This window comes from Nostoc sp., from assembly GCF_036917155.1.
GTDB lineage: Bacteria > Cyanobacteriota > Cyanobacteriia > Cyanobacteriales > Nostocaceae > Nostoc.
Map to the genome: position 1 here is coordinate 1 of NZ_JBALDZ010000102.1, position 18,084 is coordinate 18,084.

General features: G+C 40.6%; 18 protein-coding genes. 7 read left to right on the plus strand and 11 right to left on the minus strand.

Annotated elements, in window-relative coordinates; translation table 11 throughout:
* Nucleotides 1-626 precede the first annotated feature (626 nt).
* Nucleotides 627-842, minus strand: coding sequence for a hypothetical protein (locus V7K67_RS14690; RefSeq protein ID WP_334711785.1), 216 nt, complete (start codon nucleotides 840-842; stop codon nucleotides 627-629).
* A 207-nt stretch (nucleotides 843-1,049) separates the two neighbouring features.
* On the opposite strand from V7K67_RS14690, the gene V7K67_RS14695 reads away from it, so the two are divergent.
* On the plus strand, nucleotides 1,050-1,361 hold the full coding sequence (locus V7K67_RS14695; protein WP_334711786.1) for a hypothetical protein: 312 nt from the start codon (nucleotides 1,050-1,052) through the stop codon (nucleotides 1,359-1,361).
* A gap of 220 nt (nucleotides 1,362-1,581) precedes the next feature.
* A complete protein-coding gene (gene trxA, locus V7K67_RS14700; protein ID WP_334711787.1) occupies nucleotides 1,582-1,920 on the plus strand; it encodes a thioredoxin in 339 nt (112 codons plus the stop codon).
* A gap of 125 nt (nucleotides 1,921-2,045) precedes the next feature.
* Here trxA and V7K67_RS14705 read toward each other — a convergent pair whose 3' ends face one another.
* From V7K67_RS14705 to V7K67_RS14715, 3 genes are all read right to left on the minus strand, one after another.
* Nucleotides 2,046-2,579 (minus strand): dihydrofolate reductase family protein, encoded by a 534-nt coding sequence (locus V7K67_RS14705; protein ID WP_334733851.1) that lies wholly within the window; start codon nucleotides 2,577-2,579, stop codon nucleotides 2,046-2,048.
* A gap of 192 nt (nucleotides 2,580-2,771) precedes the next feature.
* Nucleotides 2,772-4,571 carry an ABC transporter ATP-binding protein gene (locus V7K67_RS14710; RefSeq protein WP_334733852.1) on the minus strand — a complete coding sequence of 600 codons (1,800 nt, stop codon included), beginning with the start codon at nucleotides 4,569-4,571 and terminating at the stop codon, nucleotides 2,772-2,774.
* Nucleotides 4,572-4,657: 86 nt separating this feature from the next.
* Complete coding sequence (locus V7K67_RS14715) at nucleotides 4,658-6,436, minus strand: ABC transporter ATP-binding protein (RefSeq protein WP_335167122.1); 1,779 nt, start codon at nucleotides 6,434-6,436, stop codon at nucleotides 4,658-4,660.
* Between the two features lie 214 nt (nucleotides 6,437-6,650).
* Here V7K67_RS14715 and V7K67_RS14720 point away from each other — a divergent pair, with 214 nt between their 5' ends.
* Nucleotides 6,651-7,739, plus strand: coding sequence for an L-histidine N(alpha)-methyltransferase (locus V7K67_RS14720; RefSeq protein WP_335167124.1), 1,089 nt, complete (start codon nucleotides 6,651-6,653; stop codon nucleotides 7,737-7,739).
* Between the two features lie 522 nt (nucleotides 7,740-8,261).
* On the opposite strand, the gene V7K67_RS14725 is transcribed toward V7K67_RS14720, so the two are convergent.
* Together V7K67_RS14725 and V7K67_RS14730 are read right to left on the minus strand one after the other, a co-directional pair.
* Nucleotides 8,262-8,474 carry a type II toxin-antitoxin system HicB family antitoxin gene (locus V7K67_RS14725; RefSeq protein WP_334733855.1) on the minus strand — a complete coding sequence of 71 codons (213 nt, stop codon included), beginning with the start codon at nucleotides 8,472-8,474 and terminating at the stop codon, nucleotides 8,262-8,264.
* Nucleotides 8,458-8,799 carry a type II toxin-antitoxin system HicA family toxin gene (locus tag V7K67_RS14730; RefSeq protein WP_334711793.1) on the minus strand — a complete coding sequence of 114 codons (342 nt, stop codon included), beginning with the start codon at nucleotides 8,797-8,799 and terminating at the stop codon, nucleotides 8,458-8,460. Before V7K67_RS14730 ends, V7K67_RS14725 begins: the two co-directional genes overlap by 17 nt.
* A gap of 449 nt (nucleotides 8,800-9,248) precedes the next feature.
* Between V7K67_RS14730 and V7K67_RS14735 the strand changes: the two genes are divergently transcribed.
* Complete coding sequence (locus tag V7K67_RS14735; protein ID WP_334711794.1) at nucleotides 9,249-10,019, plus strand: pentapeptide repeat-containing protein; 771 nt, start codon at nucleotides 9,249-9,251, stop codon at nucleotides 10,017-10,019.
* A 395-nt stretch (nucleotides 10,020-10,414) separates the two neighbouring features.
* On the opposite strand, the gene V7K67_RS14740 is transcribed toward V7K67_RS14735, so the two are convergent.
* The gene (locus tag V7K67_RS14740; protein WP_335167127.1) at nucleotides 10,415-11,644 is read right to left on the minus strand and encodes an ISAzo13 family transposase; all 1,230 of its coding nucleotides are present in this window, start codon (nucleotides 11,642-11,644) and stop codon (nucleotides 10,415-10,417) included.
* Between the two features lie 67 nt (nucleotides 11,645-11,711).
* On the opposite strand from V7K67_RS14740, the gene V7K67_RS14745 reads away from it, so the two are divergent.
* Nucleotides 11,712-12,350 (plus strand): TenA family protein, encoded by a 639-nt coding sequence (locus V7K67_RS14745; RefSeq protein ID WP_335167129.1) that lies wholly within the window; start codon nucleotides 11,712-11,714, stop codon nucleotides 12,348-12,350.
* 207 nt (nucleotides 12,351-12,557) lie between these two features.
* Entirely contained in the window at nucleotides 12,558-12,944 is a 387-nt protein-coding gene (locus V7K67_RS14750; protein WP_334710594.1) for a hypothetical protein, read from the plus strand.
* Here the strand turns inward: V7K67_RS14750 and V7K67_RS14755 are convergent.
* The 4 genes from V7K67_RS14755 to V7K67_RS14770 form a co-directional block, all read right to left on the minus strand.
* The gene (locus tag V7K67_RS14755) at nucleotides 12,905-13,288 is read right to left on the minus strand and encodes a hypothetical protein (protein WP_334733857.1); all 384 of its coding nucleotides are present in this window, start codon (nucleotides 13,286-13,288) and stop codon (nucleotides 12,905-12,907) included. The two genes, V7K67_RS14750 and V7K67_RS14755, sit on opposite strands and share 40 nt — an antisense overlap.
* Before the next feature lie 78 nt (nucleotides 13,289-13,366).
* The gene (locus V7K67_RS14760; protein ID WP_334733858.1) at nucleotides 13,367-14,647 is read right to left on the minus strand and encodes a lipid-A-disaccharide synthase; all 1,281 of its coding nucleotides are present in this window, start codon (nucleotides 14,645-14,647) and stop codon (nucleotides 13,367-13,369) included.
* A gap of 146 nt (nucleotides 14,648-14,793) precedes the next feature.
* A complete protein-coding gene (locus tag V7K67_RS14765; protein ID WP_334733859.1) occupies nucleotides 14,794-15,228 on the minus strand; it encodes a hypothetical protein in 435 nt (144 codons plus the stop codon).
* A 282-nt stretch (nucleotides 15,229-15,510) separates the two neighbouring features.
* Nucleotides 15,511-16,257: a GDSL-type esterase/lipase family protein gene (locus tag V7K67_RS14770; protein WP_335167132.1), complete on the minus strand. Its 747-nt coding sequence runs from the start codon at nucleotides 16,255-16,257 to the stop codon at nucleotides 15,511-15,513.
* 261 nt (nucleotides 16,258-16,518) lie between these two features.
* On the opposite strand from V7K67_RS14770, the gene V7K67_RS14775 reads away from it, so the two are divergent.
* Nucleotides 16,519-18,084, plus strand: a complete 1,566-nt coding sequence (locus V7K67_RS14775) for an AAA family ATPase (protein WP_335167134.1) — start codon at nucleotides 16,519-16,521, stop codon at nucleotides 18,082-18,084.

Genomic DNA, 18,084 nt, shown 5'->3' on the forward strand with positions numbered 1-18,084 from the left:
GCTTTTTTTCTGCTGATAACTATAAACAAAATTAATTATTCGTTTGTTCGCGTAAGATAAACGCGAACAATTTATTTTTGTCCAAAGTCCAAAAGATTGATTCAGTACCGCAAATCAAAAAACCAAATCTCCAGCAAAAACCTCAAGGTCTTATCTAAGGAATAAGAATTAAATAACATACAATTTATGTCACTAGTTTACCTCACCCTTAATCCCTCTCCGATATATTGGAGAGGGAAGCTAGAGACAGGATGAAGTTTTGCATCTTATTTAATCCACGTTCCTAAGTAGGAATCATCATCCTTTTATGACTCTTGAAATCGCTACTTTTTGTAATGTTAATTCTTGAGATATAGCATTTGAAGAAGAATTCAGGAGTCAGAATCAATCAGTGGGGGATTCAGACCCGCCACTGATTGAAGACCACTAAATCTTCGATTTAGTGGGGGTCTTAAACCCCTTGATTCATCCGCCAGTCGCACAAAAAACATTGCTGAATTCTGGCTCCTGACTCCTGAATTCTGTTTTGATAAACTATACTCCCAAACATCAGAATCAATATGTTCTGCTTCTGGATTACAGAGGTTTTGTGTTTTCAAGAAACTTTGCAACAAAAATTTACAATTCTAATCGTCTAGCAAACCCATCAACGCTTGAACTTCAACGTCTTGATCTTGTGGCTCTGATAATTGAGACTGTAGCTTTAATAATTGACTCTGTAATTCTTCTACTACATAGATCATATCAGACTCTTGTGCAATTTTTAGCTGATTTTCTTTAATTTTGATTTGTTTAAGCAAATTATTTTCAACATGGGTTGAGTTGTAATATTGAGCAATCATAGCTTTAGTTTTATGATCAATGTATGGAATGCAGTGAGATTTTTCACCTATGTATTATTCCACACTTTTGTCATTTTTTAAATATAGCTGTTCTTGGTGAGTTAGAAGAACTCCACAGCCAATGCCCTCCCGGCTGGTTTCGTAGAGGGGACTATGATGTACCTTGTATGACTAGGAAACGCTATAAACATTATTTTTGTGAACAGTATGGACTTAGAGTTTATCAAGAAAAAGATTTATATCTTTGTAAAAATTATATCTACAGTGCTTATAACAAGCGCAATTGGATTGGAATCGTGGAATATTTATGCAGTAATCACTAATACTAATGTACCAAGCAGTCTGAATCCAATTTTTTGGATTGAGCGTTTTGCCATGATCAGCCATTTTATCGAAGGTATTATAGCAGCTTTTTATGCACCTTCAAGACAAAAAATACCAATAAAATATGCTACCTATACTTTTTTTGTCGGCACAATTGGTTTGTTAGAACTGTTTGATCGGCAGGATGACTATTGACGCTTCTACGCCTTGAAGGCATGGGTTTTTAGATTCGGTTGGTAGGGTGCGATCGCATAACGCACTCTACCTACAAAAATTGTAAGTTATTAAGTATACGCTACTCATCTGCGGGGATTTCCCAATGTAGGTAACTGGTGAATCTGACACTCAGAAGGGAGTATAGTTTATATAGCTAGCTTTTTGCTGAGATTTTAGTTTGATACTAAGGAATTGAAAAATGTCTACTGATACTGACATAGTTACTTACGTTGAAGAAAGCGAATTTGATGTTGTTTTAAATGGAAGTGAAGAGAAAATTGTTGTTGTTGATTTTACTGCTACTTGGTGTGGCCCCTGTCGCCTAGTCAGTCCGTTAATGAATCAACTTGCCGAAGAATACAAAGGTCGGGCTAAAGTCGTTAAGGTGGATGTTGACAGTAACAAGCCAATTTTCAAAAAATTCGGTCTTCGCAGTATTCCAGCAGTTTTAATTTTCAAAGATGGTATCTTAGCAGAAACGATAGTAGGGGTTTCTCCTTACGAAGAATTTAGCAACGCTGTTCAGAAACTTCTTTAGCTAATTCGTAATGACGCTCTTCGCTCTTAGCGTCTCCCCTTCTCTACGAGACGCTACGCGAAGGGAGAAGACTCCCTAAGTAATGCCTAATTTGTAGATATTATCATTAATAATTACGAATTATTTTAATTTTTGACTTTTCGCCTGTAATGTGCCTGGAGTAAACCACTAGGATATTGTTTTGAGTTAATCAGTTCCAATTTTTCTTCAGGGGTAGGCGGTGGGAAAAGTTGTATACCGCCACCTAAGATAGTTGGAATAGTTGAAATAATATATTCGTCAATCAAGCTGTACTGAAGAAACGAATTGATTAATTTTCCGCCACCAACTAGCCAGATATTTTTAAAACCTTGAGCCTCTATATTAGCTAACGCCTGTTTTACTGGTTCAGAAACAAACACAACGTCCTCACGGTCAGATTGGAGATGGCGCTGGGTGAAAACGAAGGATTTTTTTTCTGGATAAGGCCATTGATCAAAACCAAGCCCTACTTCATACGTCTTGCTACCTAAGACGATCGCATCAATCGATTCGTAGAAAGCAGTGTAACCGAAGTCTTCACCTTCTGTATCAAGGATTGAGAGCCAATCAATTCCGCCATCGCTGCGAGCAATGTAGCCATCCAAACTAGCTGCAATGTAGAGTGTAACTTTCGTCATTGTGCTTCTGAATTTGGTAGTTTTCACTCAATTAGTGCAAGCGAACTCAGGTTTATTTCTTCTACAGTATTTTTTTTACCCTTGGATGGTTTATATCACAAAATAGCGATGTCTACGACGGGCTACGCCTACGCTTACCCAATTACTTACATTTTTTGATTGTGGGATTTAAACCGACCTGAAATAAATATTTTACTTTTGATTTTGAAAAACCATTGTTTCTGCTGCACCCAGTTGCAGAGCATAGAGGTTGGCATAGACACCCTGCTGATTGACGAGTTCGGTGTGAGTACCCTGCTCGACAATTTGTCCCTGTTGAATTACTAAAACCTGATCTGCCTGAGTAACTGTACTGAGACGATGAGCAATTACGAAACTGGTACGACCTTGAAGTAAACGAGCGATCGCACTTTGCACTAGCGCTTCTGTGCGGGTATCGATGCTGCTGGTGGCTTCATCCAGAATCAGAATTCGGGGATTAATTAATACCGCACGAGCAATACTGATGAGTTGTCGCTGTCCTTGACTCAGAGGTGCGCCCCGTTCACCCAATTGAGTTGTATAACCCTGTGGTAGTGAGGTAACAAACTCATGTACATTTGCTAGTTGTGCAGCTGCTTCGATATCAGCTTGAGTAGCATAAAGAGCGCCAAAAGCTATGTTTTCGGCGACGGTGCCGGTAAACAAAATATTATCTTGCAGAACGATGCCAATTTGACGGCGCAGACTTGCTTGAGTCACACTACGCACATCAATATCATCAATTTTTACCGCACCGCCAGACACATCATAGAAGCGCAAAATCAAATTAATAATTGTACTTTTTCCCGAACCGGTTTGCCCTACTAACGCAACCATCTGCCCTGGATAGGCGTGCAAATTCACTCCTTTGAGAACCAGATGATCTGGGTTGTAGCCAAACTTGACATTCTCGAATGTCACCTCACCTTGAATAGGCGGCATTTCTGTGGCATCGGCTGCATCTTTGAGTTCTGACGGTTCATCTAATAATAGAAAGATTCGCTCTAATCCGGCAAAGGCAGATTGAGCTTGAGTATAAAACTGGCTGAGAATTTGAATCGGGCGGAAGAACTGCTGGACGTAAAGTAAAAAGGATGTCACCACACCCACTGTTGCAGCTCCCGTTACCGCTAGATAACCACCATAAGCTAGTACACCTGCGGTTGCTAGTGTGTTGAGAAAATCGATGGAGGGCAAAAAGGCCGAAGTAATTGCCACAGCCTCAACGTTGGCATCTCGATTGGCGGCGTTAAGGATGTCGAATTCTTCGATATTCATCTGTACGCGATTAAATGCTTGTGCTTCTCGCACACTGCCAATATCTTCTTCTAACTTGGCGGAAAGTTCCCCAATAGTTTGTCGGGTGACGCGAAATCTGGCTCTTGCCCAACGCGCAAATAAGCTTGTGGTAAAAATCATCAGTGGCACAACCAGATTACTCAACAAACCTAGTTGCAGATTGATTGAGAGCATTGCAATCACAATGCCAACTAAACTGAAAGTGTTGCCCAGCATTTGGGCGACTGTCAATCCAAATGCCTGATTCACGGTGTTGACATCATTTAGCAAGCGGCTCATTAAATCGCCCGCTTCGCTGCGGTCAAAAAAGCTGAGTGGTAGACTTTGGATTTTAATGAAAATATCTTGCCTCAGTTGAGCCAGCAATCGCTGCATAATCCAGCCGACTCGAATAATTTGACCCCGAATTGCTAAGACACCAAGTCCATAGTTCAGCCCTAATAATCCTAATAACAGCAGCAGTCCTTGCAAATTCCCTTGTGCAATCAGACGATCGATCGACCAGCCGAGAAAGAATGGCCCAATTGCCTGGGTTATGGCACCAACTAATACTAATGTGATGGCGATGGGAATTTCTTTGCGATAGAGTAGCACGTATTCCAAAAAGCGCCGCAGGGTGGAAAGTTTCTGACTCGTCTGCTCAGATGCAACAACAGGAAGAGTGCCTCTCATAAAAATTTTGGATTTTGGATTTTGGATTTTGGATTAAAAGTCTTTATTACAAGGCTGTGAGCAAAATTAATGATGCTAATTGCGGATCATTTTTTCTCCTTTGGTTTTACCTGAGATTCCAAAATCACACCGTAGAGTGGGCTAGTTTGCATCAATTCTTCGTGAGTGCCTTGTGCTACCAATCGTCCTTTATCCATGAGAAAAATGCGATCGGCATTCTGGACGGTGCTAATACGTTGAGCCACTACAAAGGTTGTACAAGCTTTTTGGTGCATTAAATTATCTAGTTCGGCTTGAATCTGGGCAGCAGTTTTGGCATCCACAGCCGAGGTGCTATCGTCCAAAATCAGAATGCTGTAATCGGTCAACAAGGTACGAGCGATCGCAATTCGTTGTTTTTGTCCACCAGATAAGCCTACGCCCCGTTCCCCGACAATCGTCTCGTAGCCATCGGCTAGACCGCTAATAAAATCGTGCATTTGGGCGGTTTTTGCAACTTCAATCACCTGTTCTAAAGTTGCGTTGGGTTTGGCGTAAGCAATATTTTCGCGGATTGTGCCAGAGAAAAGGGTGGTTTCCTGAAATACAATCCCAATACGCGATCTGAGGCTTTTGAGTGTGAAACTTGTTACATCTCGTCCGTCAATGCGAACTGCTCCCTTTGTGACATCGTAAAAGCGGGGAATCAAGTTCATAATTGTGCTTTTTCCCGAACCAGTCATGCCAAGAACGGCGATTAGCTCATTGGGCTTGGTTTCAAAGGATACTTCTTTGAGAGTTTCGGTTGTCGCTCCTGGATAGCGAAAGGAAACATTTTCAAAGGTAATTCTACCACCGCAGGTGTCAAAGGGGACAGCACTGGGGCGATCGCGAATTTCTACTTCTGCATCTACAACTTCGTAGACACGTTCGGCGGAAGCAGCGGCTTGAGCGATGGCAGGTGCGGCAAATCCAATCAACAAAATCGGTTGGAGAATCAATGCTAGGTAGGAGTTAAACGCCACTAGTTCGCCAATGGAAAATCTACCCCCAATTACCTGCGCTCCTCCGTAGCCAAAGACTGCCAGTGTTACCACATTACTCAGCAAAAAGATCAACGGAAAGGTATCACGGATGGCGTTAATGGTCTTCATGTTCGCCTTGACTAGGCCATCATTCAGAGTTGTGTAACGCGACCTTTCGGTTGACTCCCGCACAAAGGCTTTTACTACCCGGATTCCTAGCAAGTTCTCTTGCAATACAGCATTGAGGTTGCTCAGTTGCTCTTGTACTTGCCGAAAAAGTTTGTTATTTCCGTTGATGAATCGCGCCATTAACCATGCGGCGATGGGCACTACTGTCAGGGTAATCAGTGCCAGTTGCCAGTTCATCACTAACAAAAGCACCGAAATACTTACTAATGTCACAATTGAACCGACAACCTGAATTAAGCTAGTACCAACAAAGGTACGGATCTGCTCAATGTCGCTGGTGACACGGGTTAGGAGTTGGGAAGTCTGGGCCTGGTCATGAAAGCTGAAACTGAGATTTTGAATTTTGCTGAAAATTTTGTTTCGCAGGTCATAAGCGACACCTTGAGATACTGCTTCTGCTAGATAGCTTTGTCCAAAGTTAAATACACCACGAGCGATCGCCGCTACTACCATCCAGGCGGCGCTGTATAGCACAATTTTGAGGTTTTTTTGCGTGATTCCCTGATCAATTCCCCACCGAAATAGTTGCGGGGTGACAGCATTTGCGATCGTCAACAGCAGCAGGCTGACCAATGCTCCCAGCGAAGTCCATCGGTAAGTACTTAAACTTTTAAGCACGCGCTGGGTTGACTTTATCGACGAAGTTTCCTGGAGTTCTGGTTGCTGAACCAATGGTATTCACCCCTATATCTTTGGAAAATTATCGTACTTTGATTGTAAAAAAACAATTGGCCATTATGTAGAGTAGCGAATGGGGGATTATAGATTAACCTTCTATTTTTGGTGGAAATTCTGAGTTTTGAGACAGCGGTATGGGAGAATACCTGTCTGGCAAGCATTGCGGCTAATCCATTTCCAGACCGAAGAAAACCAAAGAACAAGAATAATGGCTCAAAATTTTCATAGCAATTCCCAACTTCCCTCGGATATCTCAACTACTATCAGTCGCACAGCCAAGCCAAGTTCTGAGTTCTACTCTCTTTTTTCTGAAGAAGAAGTTTTAGGAATAATTAATGCATTAGAAGTTAGACGAGAAATACCTCTAAAGTATTCTTATAAAGGTAGAGGTGCAAAAATTTGGGATGATTTTTATCTAAAATATATTATTCCTAAATGGTATGGAAGATCGAATGTAGAAATTGACCTGTTAAAGAGTAATTTTAAATATCTGAATAGCAATATCAAAACTGGCGAGAGAGTCAATATTGTAGACGTTGGCGCCGGAAATTCCTATCCTGTTAAAAATTTTATCCGCAGACTCAATAAATTAGGGAAGGTTAATAAATATATTGCCTTAGATATTAGTGATGAATTACTTCAGGTATCCAGAAATAATTTTAAAAAATGGTTTCCACTAGTCAAATTTATTAGTTCCACAATTGACATAGAAAATAGTTGTGTATCTAAAACTTTGTTTCAAAATCAAACTAGTCTTGAAATTGACGATGCAGCAAAAATATTTTTACACTTAGGAGTTACCATTGGAAATCATCAAAATAGAGATGAGGTATTCAAAAATTTTAGAGATAGTATGGGAAAAAATGATTTTCTAGTGTTCACCAACGAAACTGGTTCTAACTCTACATGGGATGGAATATTTAGAGGCGGCTGCAAGTATCATGTAGAAGAAATATATGGATGGGTTAAAAATAAGATTGGGATTAAATCTGAAGATTGTGAACTAGTGAGAAAGTATGATCTCAAAACAGATAGTATAGTTGCTAATCTTAAACTCCGTCATAATCACACTATAAATTTTAGTCGGATGTGGATAGATAAAAATATTGAAATCTCTGAAGGTGAAGAGATTACTATTTGGCGACATCACAAGTATGAAATGCCTAAACTTTTGCAAGAACTAGAAGGTTCTGGACTACAACTTCTTCACTATAGTACTGACAAATACAAATCACATATTATGGTGATTTGTAAGGTTGCCAGTCAATACTGCTCGGTTAAGGAATTTCTTGGTTGAGGCAAGCTGTTCTTGAGCAGGGGAAGAGTTTTGCTTCCCCTGCTTATCCGAGCAGTATTGGGTTGCCAGTAACTAAACTTTTCAATTAGAGGATGTTTGTAAAGTCTCAATTCATACTAGCCCTGATGACTAGAAGTCGCAGCTACAAAGAGAAAACCTGTCTACGCAGGTTAAAAACCCTTAATTTTTCTTAGTCCACGGAGGTGGACTACCCTGCGGGAAGCCGCAAAGCGTCTATGTTTGTGTAGTAGCGAATTCTATTCGCCCAATACTTTTAAAACTCAATCATCTTCAAAACAGTGAGTATACAGCAAATTGGGTATAACTCAATACGCTTTAGTTAGTGTCACAAACCTTAAACTGTGTAGGTTTTCAAAGCCTCTCTCCTTTTAGGAGAGAGGTTAGAATGTATTGCGTACAAATGAGAAGCGCTATAGCGAAAATTTTTCTGATTAGTATCTAGGGCATATCAAATATTTATGATGAGGCTAAAAAGTCAGCTTGAATTAGCTTGTATATCAATTAAATGTACATTAAACGCGGTCTAGCTTCAGGAATTGGATGCCCTAAATCCTTAGCCGTTTCTATCCATTCCTGCACAACTAGTTCTACATTATGTAGGGCTTCTTGATAAGTATCGCCATCAGCAGCACAGCCTGATAATTCTGGTACTTCAGCAATAAAGGCTTGATCTAATTCACTCCAATAGAGAATAATTTCATACCGAAACATCATTTTTACTTCCTAGTTTATACTTGATAATCACTGCCCGAACTTGTTTAATTTGATAGCTTTTGGCTTTTCCTCTTTTATGTTGCAGGTTCAATATTTCCTCAACATCGGCTTTGACAAAAATACGATGATCACCACGAATCCGTTCTTCAAAGCCTAGTGTATATAGAAGTTGCCACAGCTGAGCGAAAGGGATATCTGTATCAGAAGTCCCAGAGAGAATTTTGTCTAAGATTTTGTCTTGCTGACTCACGTTTTTTAACTGTCCTAATGTTTCTATAGTCTCATATTTATTTAAAATCAGGGTATACAAAAGCAAATCTATCATTTTACTCCTGAGTGAGAGCATCCGTTATGACAATGGCTAGTCTAGTTATCAGGGCAAATTGTCGGCTTGGATACAGATATACTGATTTACTTGATTTCAAAAAATACTAATTATTTGGATGTTACAGATGCTTTCTTTGAAGTGATATTTTGCAATGAGTTTAATTTTGTGACATCAGTTTTACCTATCGTGGAGTGTATAATTTCTCTTGACGAATGATGCTCATCTACCATCCTGATCGGGGTTATGAGTCTTAATATTGGCTCAATTCAAGCTTGACTACTTTTCTATAACCCTTTAGCATAGCCTTCCCCAGGAAAGGTATCACTAATTTATCAGTAATATAGACAACTACAGAGGGCAAATTGTTGAGATTGCTCATATCATAATGCTGAGGTATAAATCCGTCTTAGTCAATGTTGGTATGGAGTAAGAAATATTACACGATTATGAAAAACCAAATTCTAGGCGCAGCAGCATTTTTAACCACCATTAGTTTGACAGCAACGGTACAGGCGGCAAATTCTGAACATGTTAGACAGTTATTAGCAACTAAACAGTGTCAAAACTGCGATTTGACGAGTGCAGGTTTAGTTATGGCTGACTTATCTGGAGCCAATTTGAGCGGTGCTAATCTCACAGGTGCTAACCTCAGCCGTGCAAATTTGAGCGGCGCAGATTTACGGGGTGCAAACTTGAGTGGTGCTAGTTTATTTGGTGTTAACCTGAGCGAAGCTAAATTTAGTGGGGCAAATTTGACGAGTGCTGATTTGAGAAATACTTATTTAGCAAATGCAGAACTAACTGGTGCTTACCTGAATGGCGCTAACTTCCAGGGTGCAGTTGGGATACCGTTACAAGTGGCTTCACCAGAAGAATTTTATGCTTGGGGTATAGCAGAAGGGCAAAAAGGGAACGAACAGCAAGCAATTAGTTATTTTGATCAAGCGATCGCTATTAAACCAGAATACGCTGGTGCTTATTTAGCTCGTGGTGTCGCCCGTTACCAAATACTAGATAGACAAGGTGCATTCCAAGATGCCCAAGTTGCTGAAAAATTGTTTACATCCCAAAAGAACAGTACTGGAACGCAAACAGCCCAAGCTTTTATTAAAGAACTGCAAACACCAGTAAATGACAAGGTAAGTACTGGTAGCCCTAGTTTCATGGACTTGTTTGGAAGTCTTGGCTCAATCTTGCTTCAGTTTTTGCCTTTTTGAGGGGGATAATACAATACGGTTCAGTTAAGGCTAAAACTCTTTATCAAAGTCAAACAATTGTAGATTGCCGATTGTAGATTTGAGATTGACTACACCCACTCTTGGATGCAGCTTGAGGATTTGAGATTGACGATTTGAGATTTATTCCGCCCACTTTCCTGCTGGGCTTGTACCAAAAACAATCTGCAATCTGCAATCTGCAATCTCCAATCTTCTCGGTCAATTTTTTTAACGTAGACGCAAAGCGGCTTGCCGCAGGCTACCACAGAGACGCAGAGGAAACAGAGAGAAGAAAAAAATGCTTAACTGAACTGTATTGTCTTAAACCCTTGAATTTATGATGACAAATAACAAATGAATTTATCTAAGGCATCATGTAAAAATAACTTGAACAATTAGGGAGAAATTTTGGGTTTGATAATATAGTTCCACTCACCATGAAAAGAGTTTCGCTCAATGGTAATGGTATCAAGTTCTTGATCTGTGACTTTAATTCCTGTCTGATAGAGATTTTCATCTAACCGAGCTTCAACTTCTAATCCATGTGTAGTCGTAGTATTACGAATGAGATTAATCACTACTTGCAAACTAGTTAAAGGTCTACCTCGCCAGTTAGTCGTAATGTGGCAAAATAAACGATGCTCAATTTTGTTCCATTTACTTGTGCCGGGAGGAAAATGACATACATGAATATTTTTGCCAATCTCACTTGCAAATTCCTGTAGTTTTAATTTCCATAGTCGGGAGCGATAACTGTTGCTACCACCGCAATCTGCCGTAATCATTATATGCTCACTACTTGGATATAGTTCTTTTCCCATTGAGTACCACCAATGACGAATAGACTCAACTGCAAATTCCGCCGTGTCGTGGTCAATGCCAACATTGACCCATCCTTTATTCAAGGTTAAGTCATAAATTCCGTAGGGAATTGCCTTACCTAATTGGGGGTCAACAAAGTCATGCATCCTTACCTCAACTGGCTGTTCAGAAAGGCACCCTTCATTTCCAGGGTTTTTAAAGTTTCCGATTAACTCTTTTTTCTTGGTATCAACTGAAATTACAGGTTCGTTGTGCGATTGGAAATGTTTAACTTGGTTGGCAATATGTAAAAACTGGTCATCCCTGTCCGGATGAGATGAGCCGTCACGGGTTTTGCGATTCGATTGTAAACTGTAGCCCAGAGATTCAAGTAAGTTGTAAACACTTTTAGCACTAATTCTATGTCCCCCACGATTTAGAGTGCCTGCTAATTTCACCACACTTTTAGAAGTCCACTTTAGAGGAGACTCTGGGTCTCCCAACGTCATTGGTTCAATTAGTGATTCCAAATCTGATAGCAGCATCGCATCTTGTTCTTCTAGTAGTTTTCGTCCACCACCATTAGTACGGATTCGAGTACTGTCTTCCTCTATTTTCACCCCATCTTGTTCCGACAGCGAACGCATCCCCGCATGAATTGTAGTGCGGGATAGGCCCGTTGCGATCGCAACCTGACTCACACCTCCTCGTCCCAGGCTTCGGGCTTCGATTGCTGCCCAAATACGCCGTGTTTTCTCGTTCAAGTAGGGCAATAACGAATCATACTTGTCTTGAATGCTTTCGACTACCTGGTTATCAGACATATAAGGCTTTAATTCCGTTACATTCTGATACTCTAACTATTTGGTCAATTGTTCAAGTTATTTTTACATGATTCCTAACGAATTATGGGCAGCAAGTCAAGACTTAGCCCAAGCTTGCCTAGAGCATCCTTTCATTCAAGGCATTAGTGATGGTACTCTTGAGCAGGTGAAATTTGCTTACTACGTAGGGCAAGATGCTTTTTTCTTAGAAGCTTTTGCCCGTGCTTATAGTATCGCCGCAGCTAAAGCACCAGACTGGTTAGGTTTCACTACATTTCATAACTTAGCTAGTGGAGTTTTAGAAGAACTGCGCCTACATAGTAGCTATGCTTCCCACTGGGGAGTAAATTTGCATTCTGTGGAACCAGAAGCCGCCACCCGCCGCTATACGGACTTTTTGTTAGCAACTGCTTGGGGTGGAGATGTGGGTTTAACTGCGGTGGCAATGGCTCCCTGTATGCGTTTGTATGCCTTTTTAGGAGAAAAATTGGCTGGTAACGGTATTCCTAATCATCAATATGCTGACTGGATTCGTACTTACAGCAGCGCAGACTTTCAACCACTAGCAAAACAATTAGAAATTTTAGTTGATAATTATACTAGTAACAATGCTGTTGTGCATTCAACCTATCGTTATGCTATGTTTTGTGAGCGCGACTTTTTTCAGGCTGCATGGATTTTGGAGCAGTCTGAAAAAAGTCGGTGAGAGAAATTCAATGTATGTCAATGAAAGGAAACAGGGAATAGGGAATAGGGAACAGGGAACAGGGAACAGGGAACAGGGAAATATAGTGGACAGAATTTCGTGCATTAAGTTGAAATCTTGTTAACCTTTATGCTTAAAATTGCACAAGAGGTTTATTTGGCATCTACTGACAGCTAAAGTTAACCCTTTGCAGGACTCCCCCAAGCAATGCTGACTGAAATTTTGCCTTTCCGCTTTGAGTTAGACACGATCGCGATCGCCGGAGCGAGTTTGTGGTCATTGGCGCTATATCTAGGTTTTTCCACAACCAGTGAATGGGTAATTAAGCAACTCAACCGCTGGTTTAACTTTGCCGAGCGATCGCTTTACACCAGCCAGTCAGAATTTGAAAAAACTCGTAAAGCCAGAGAATCCCAAAACGCTTTTTACGCCTCATTGTTTAGCATTGTGCCTTTTTTGATAATTGGTGCTTTATGTAACTGGGGTCTGGAAATTAGTTTAGGCGAGAGTTGGGGAATTAGTACAGGTATATTAGCCTGTATGGGTGCTGGCATTTATGAACTTGGGCGTAGGGATGGAGAATCTTCGGATTGAAATCCATAACGCCTAAGTTGAAAAGCAGCACTAATATCTTTTCCTACATTCACCGCAGGTTTTTTAGCTTCGACAAAAAACTTTCTAACTCCACCAACACGAAAACTATAATCAGGGGCTTTGGCTTTTTTGGCATCACTAATTTTTAAACTATCTTCGTGAACAACATCTTTATAAATATCAGAAGCTTGTTGTTCATTTCTAATATCCCATCCTAACGCTGCAAAAAATGGATCGATAAATTCAATTCTAGTTTGTGTTTCATTTAAACTACCAGCCCGATATAAATCTATTGAGAAGTGAGAATGATCAATGAGTTGAATAATGCTAGATGGTACATTCATAATTAGTCCTTAAAATGGTTGAATTGAGCAATGAATCGCTCGCTACAAACCAGTTTTATTTTACCTTAATTTTCATCTTCAAAATTTATCAATCTCTTCCCTCACCAAAGTTGCTATCTTCTGGGCTGCACCACTTTCACCGCGAATATTACGGAGTTTAGCGCGGATATCATCCAATTTTTCTGGATGGGTTAATAAGTCTACAGCCATTTGTGCAACTTCTTGCGGTTGAAGTTTTCCCACAAGTTCTGGCACTATCTCTTCCTGTGCCCAGATATTTGGCCATGCTAATAAACCTTTGCGTTTCACGAATCTCAGAAATAGCCAATTAATCACCTTAGCAAAAGGCGTACCTACTCCTGGCAGATTTGCTAACAACCCAGGTAAACCATCCCAAGAACGCATAGCATCAAGTTGTTGTGTTGGCAGCAAAACAATCATTGGCACTCCTAAAGCACCGAGTTCGGCAGTGTTTGCCCCCACTGTAGTTATGCAGATACAGCACTGGGATAATAAGTGATACGCAGGGTTTTCTTGCCACAGTTCCACAGTTAAGCCCGTTGTTGTTTTTAGCAATGCTTTGCCTTTAGCCTCCTCTGGGACAATTAAGGAAGCACCGCCAAAGCCAAAAAATTTAGCAATAGAGTTCTTTTGGGGATCGGCAAAACTAGCTAAAGTTTGTAAATCTAAAGTTGGGGCTACAGGAATCACAAACTTGGTTTGGGGTCTTTGAGCATAGATGTATTCGGCAATACCTAAAAATAATGGCACTCCTTGAGCTAATTTTGCTGCTTTTGATCCAGGGAGTATACCAATCAATTCAGTTTTGAGTGATGAAGTGATAGGCAAAGAATTTGAATCTAGGCCTTCCCCTGCTGCTTCTAGCATCAAATCACCTACAACGGTGAATTTGTCAGCATATTTCTGGGGGACACTGGCAGCAACTTGGGGTTTCATCACGCCAAAGCGGTCAATCCATTTATACCAACGGGCTTCCCATTCGGCGTAAACTACTGTGCGATATCCGAGCTTTTTGCCTATGACTACGGGGAAAACTTGATCGCCGCCGAGAAAAACGACTACACCGCGATCGCACCAGTTCCAATTATCAAATGTTTTGCCCCAAAGCAAAAATTGCCAAAAATGCTCTGCTCCCTGAACTCTATCTACTTCTGGGTAAGAAAGAGCGATCGCTCTTTCTTTACCAGTCGCATTTGGGCAAGGTGACAATACCACAGAAATCCTGACGATAGAACGGTCATCGCCTAGTTCTTGCCGCAACGCCTTTACTACTGGACGTACCCAGGTTGTTACCTCACCTGGGCCATTTGATAGGATGAGAATATCTACTTGAGTCATTAGTTAATGGTCAGTAATTAGGGGCCATTAGTCAAGAGGCAAATATTATGTTTGTGATTGTATCGAAAATTGCCCCATAAACGAATAGGCATAACGAATGCCGTTCGTTGGAGACTCACGTTAAAATGAGTCGAGAGTTTGAGGTATTACAACCATTCTCCACCCCGAAAACGCCAACGGATAAAGATAATTCGCATCAGGCTTTGGGAAGTAATAAAAACCGCTAGCCACACAATGCTATAGTGGAATAAAAAAGTTCCTAGCGACAGTTCTTCCTTCGGTAAAGGTATTGGTAAAAAGCCAAATAGTTTAACTCCACAAAACACAAATACCAATTCCCATATACCAGCGAAGAGTTGATAAACTGCGGGCCAATCTCTATCCCAACGGGATTTTTGCAGATAGTTATAAAGCACATCCCAGCCTAAGCCAAAGATGGCGACATAAGCAAGTATCCAAAAATAAACCGAGTTAGCACCAGGGCCAATCCAACCGATTGCAAAAGGCAAAGATACGAGTACGCCGATAGTTGCAAGTAATAATAATCGAGTTTGCCAACGACCAAATAAAGTTGGTGTCATAGGAGTGGGGAGTTAGAGTTTTTATAGATAAGACCTCTTGCATAAATCAAAAGTGAAAAAGCAGAGGAGCAGAGGAGCAGAGGAGCAGAGGAGCAGAGGAGCAGAGGAGCAGAGGAGCAGAGGAGCAGAGGAGCAGAGGAGCAGAGGAGCAGAGGAGAAAAACCACGCCACTTGCGGGTGGGGCTTCAACCAAGAAAGCGAGGGAGCAAGGGAGCTATCGCGCCACTTGCGGGCGAGGCTTTGAATGAACCTTATCTTTTTCGTACCAACACATCTATATTATTAGGATGGTTTCAGATGATAATCAAATTTTGAATGGTAAGCTACATTAGCAAAGTCCATTGAAGGTATCGCTTCCCAATTGATTACATCTTCTAATAAAGCTTGATAACCTAGCGTATTGGGATGAAGACCATCTTCACTCAAGCGTTTGAGCCGCCAATTTTCACCGCGTTCCATCCATTTCTCAAAAATATCTAAATAGGGAATCTGCCGTTTATTGCAAGCAATTCGAGTTGCTTCTTTGTAGCGGTACTGATCGGCATGATTATAGTAAAAACAATCTAAAAATGGCATCTTTGTTTCATCCACTGGCACCATGCCCACAAATAACACAGGACAGAGTTGCTGTGCCAAATCTAGCAGAGAAGCAATTTCCTTTTCAAATATGTTAAAATCTGTGTAACTTCGGCCATCAGGACGCGCCAACCGCGCTGAGTCGTTCACCCCTACTGATAAAATAATTAAATCAGGAACGCGATTTCGCAGTTCACCGCGGTGGCGAAATTCAACTTCTAGCCTTTGTGCCACTTGTTGCGTGCGATCGCCTCTTACCCCTAAATTATAAAGAATATGACCCGCACTATCCGGCAACATCCACCATCGCCGTAGTTGCTCGATCCAGCCTCCTTTTTCTGGGTCGCCGAATCCATAAATTAAGCTGTCCCCCAGCGCGACAATCTTCATAGGCTGAAAGTGATTTGGTGGTACAGACAGCTGCATTGAGGAAGAAGCTAGAAATGTGTGCATTTAACAACTATATTTTATATCTTTACAAGATTCTATACATTTCTATACCATAGATAACTATCTTTAGTGTGCAAGCTATAGGGTTTCTATAGTTGCAAGGTTAATATTGCCGCAGTTGAGCCTCTGAGATAGAGAAGAGCGCAAATGAGGAAGGAGTCAGGGGGAGCGATCGCCATATAATAGCGATGGATGGGGTAAATATTTGCCATCTGTCGTTAGGATAGGTTATAGGTGTAAAAATTATCTCTACCATTAGTGAAGATGAGTATTGACTTAGTAGTTAATGCACTTAAGAGTATTGCTAAACCTGCGACTTTTCTAGTTATCAATCAAGCTCAACGCAATGAAACTGTAGTCAGAACCTTAAAACAATTCAAGTTTGACCCAGTACAACCACCTAAAGATGTTGATGGTGTTTATGTTTACTCCTTAATTGAGTATGGTGTGGATAAGCCGGAAGTACTGCTTAATCTTTTTCGAGAAAGAGAAATTAAAAATGCTTTTTGGAGTGCTTATACTTCAAATAACCCCTTGGGTTTCTACAAGGAAGTAGAAAATTTTTTGCAGGGGAAGGATTCAGAATTTGATATCCGATTGCTGAGAATTGAACTGCGATCGGAATTAGAAGAGTTTGGGGAAATATTTATTAAAGTTGCTAAAAGAAGTAAATCGAAAGAGTTTGAGCCTTTCCCTGAATGGAATTTAGACGAGTATCCAGCGGAATTTAAGTCATTAATTAGAGAGAAAATTCGCTCGTTTTGCGGTCGTAAATTTGTTTTTGAGGCTTTTAAGCAATTTTGCGACAAAAACCGTAATGGTTACTTCACCGTAGTGGGTGATGCAGGTATGGGTAAAAGTACCATTGCGGCTAAATATGTCTGGGACAATAAATCACCATGCTATTTTAATATTCGCTCCGATGGTCGCAATCGAGCAGAGCTATTTCTTGAAAGTATTCGCAAACAATTAGTTAAACGTTATCAGTTGCAGAATACCGAAAAGGCTAATTTAGCAGATTTACTAGAACAGGTTAGCAAAAAACTGACTGCTGGCAATCATCTAGTAATTGTAGTTGATGCTCTTGATGAAGTGGAACAAGAAGCCGGGGGAAATCTTTTAGATTTACCGCCGTCACTTCCTGAACATGTTTATTTCTTGCTAACTAGACGACCCTATACCAGAGATAAAAAACGCCTATCTGCACCAGATGTCCCTGTAGAAGAGCTAGATTTAAGGGGAAGTCAGTATATTAATTTGAGTCGTGGAGATATCAAAGAGTTTATTGGGTTGTTTTTGAATGCCGATAAAGATTATAAGAATGAACTTAAACAATGGATTCAAAACCGCAACATTTCTGATCAAGATTTTGTTGAGCAGGTAGCAACTAAGAGCGAAAACAATTTCATGTATCTGCGCTATATTTTGCCAGGAATTGCTAAAGGTGACTATAATGACCTGAGTATAAATAAATTACCCGATGGTCTTGATGACTATTATCAAGTCCATTGGGTACGCATGGGGATGGATGAAAAGCCCCAGGAAGTAAAGGTATTTATCCTGTTTATTTTAGTGGAAATTGGTACACCAATTCCCTGCGAGATGATCGCAGATATTGCCGAACAGGATGAATATAATGTGCAATCAGTTTTAGATGAGTGGGTTGAGTATTTGAAACCGCAGGTTCTAGAAGGAGAAAACTGCTACAGCATCTATCACGCTAGTTTTTTAGACTTCTTAAAAGCAAAACGAGTTTTGGATTCCAAACGGAAGCTATTTCAAGAGGTTAATCAACGCATTGTAGACTACCTTGTAAGGAAGATGGCGTGA

Coding starts and splice junctions, on each gene's coding strand:
- trxA (WP_334711787.1), top strand. CDS start 1,582: ATGTCTACTGATACTGACATAGTTACTTACGTTGAAGAAAGCGAATTT.
- V7K67_RS14710 (WP_334733852.1), bottom strand. CDS start 4,571: ATGAGAGGCACTCTTCCTGTTGTTGCATCTGAGCAGACGAGTCAGAAA.
- V7K67_RS14740 (WP_335167127.1), bottom strand. CDS start 11,644: ATGTCTGATAACCAGGTAGTCGAAAGCATTCAAGACAAGTATGATTCG.
- V7K67_RS14725 (WP_334733855.1), bottom strand. CDS start 8,474: ATGATGTTTCGGTATGAAATTATTCTCTATTGGAGTGAATTAGATCAA.
- V7K67_RS14735 (WP_334711794.1), top strand. CDS start 9,249: ATGAAAAACCAAATTCTAGGCGCAGCAGCATTTTTAACCACCATTAGT.
- V7K67_RS14775 (WP_335167134.1), top strand. CDS start 16,519: ATGAGTATTGACTTAGTAGTTAATGCACTTAAGAGTATTGCTAAACCT.
- V7K67_RS14770 (WP_335167132.1), bottom strand. CDS start 16,257: ATGCACACATTTCTAGCTTCTTCCTCAATGCAGCTGTCTGTACCACCA.
- V7K67_RS14765 (WP_334733859.1), bottom strand. CDS start 15,228: ATGACACCAACTTTATTTGGTCGTTGGCAAACTCGATTATTATTACTT.
- V7K67_RS14705 (WP_334733851.1), bottom strand. CDS start 2,579: ATGACGAAAGTTACACTCTACATTGCAGCTAGTTTGGATGGCTACATT.
- V7K67_RS14690 (WP_334711785.1), bottom strand. CDS start 842: ATGATTGCTCAATATTACAACTCAACCCATGTTGAAAATAATTTGCTT.
- V7K67_RS14760 (WP_334733858.1), bottom strand. CDS start 14,647: ATGACTCAAGTAGATATTCTCATCCTATCAAATGGCCCAGGTGAGGTA.
- V7K67_RS14720 (WP_335167124.1), top strand. CDS start 6,651: ATGGCTCAAAATTTTCATAGCAATTCCCAACTTCCCTCGGATATCTCA.
- V7K67_RS14750 (WP_334710594.1), top strand. CDS start 12,558: ATGCTGACTGAAATTTTGCCTTTCCGCTTTGAGTTAGACACGATCGCG.
- V7K67_RS14755 (WP_334733857.1), bottom strand. CDS start 13,288: ATGAATGTACCATCTAGCATTATTCAACTCATTGATCATTCTCACTTC.
- V7K67_RS14695 (WP_334711786.1), top strand. CDS start 1,050: ATGGACTTAGAGTTTATCAAGAAAAAGATTTATATCTTTGTAAAAATT.
- V7K67_RS14745 (WP_335167129.1), top strand. CDS start 11,712: ATGATTCCTAACGAATTATGGGCAGCAAGTCAAGACTTAGCCCAAGCT.
- V7K67_RS14730 (WP_334711793.1), bottom strand. CDS start 8,799: ATGATAGATTTGCTTTTGTATACCCTGATTTTAAATAAATATGAGACT.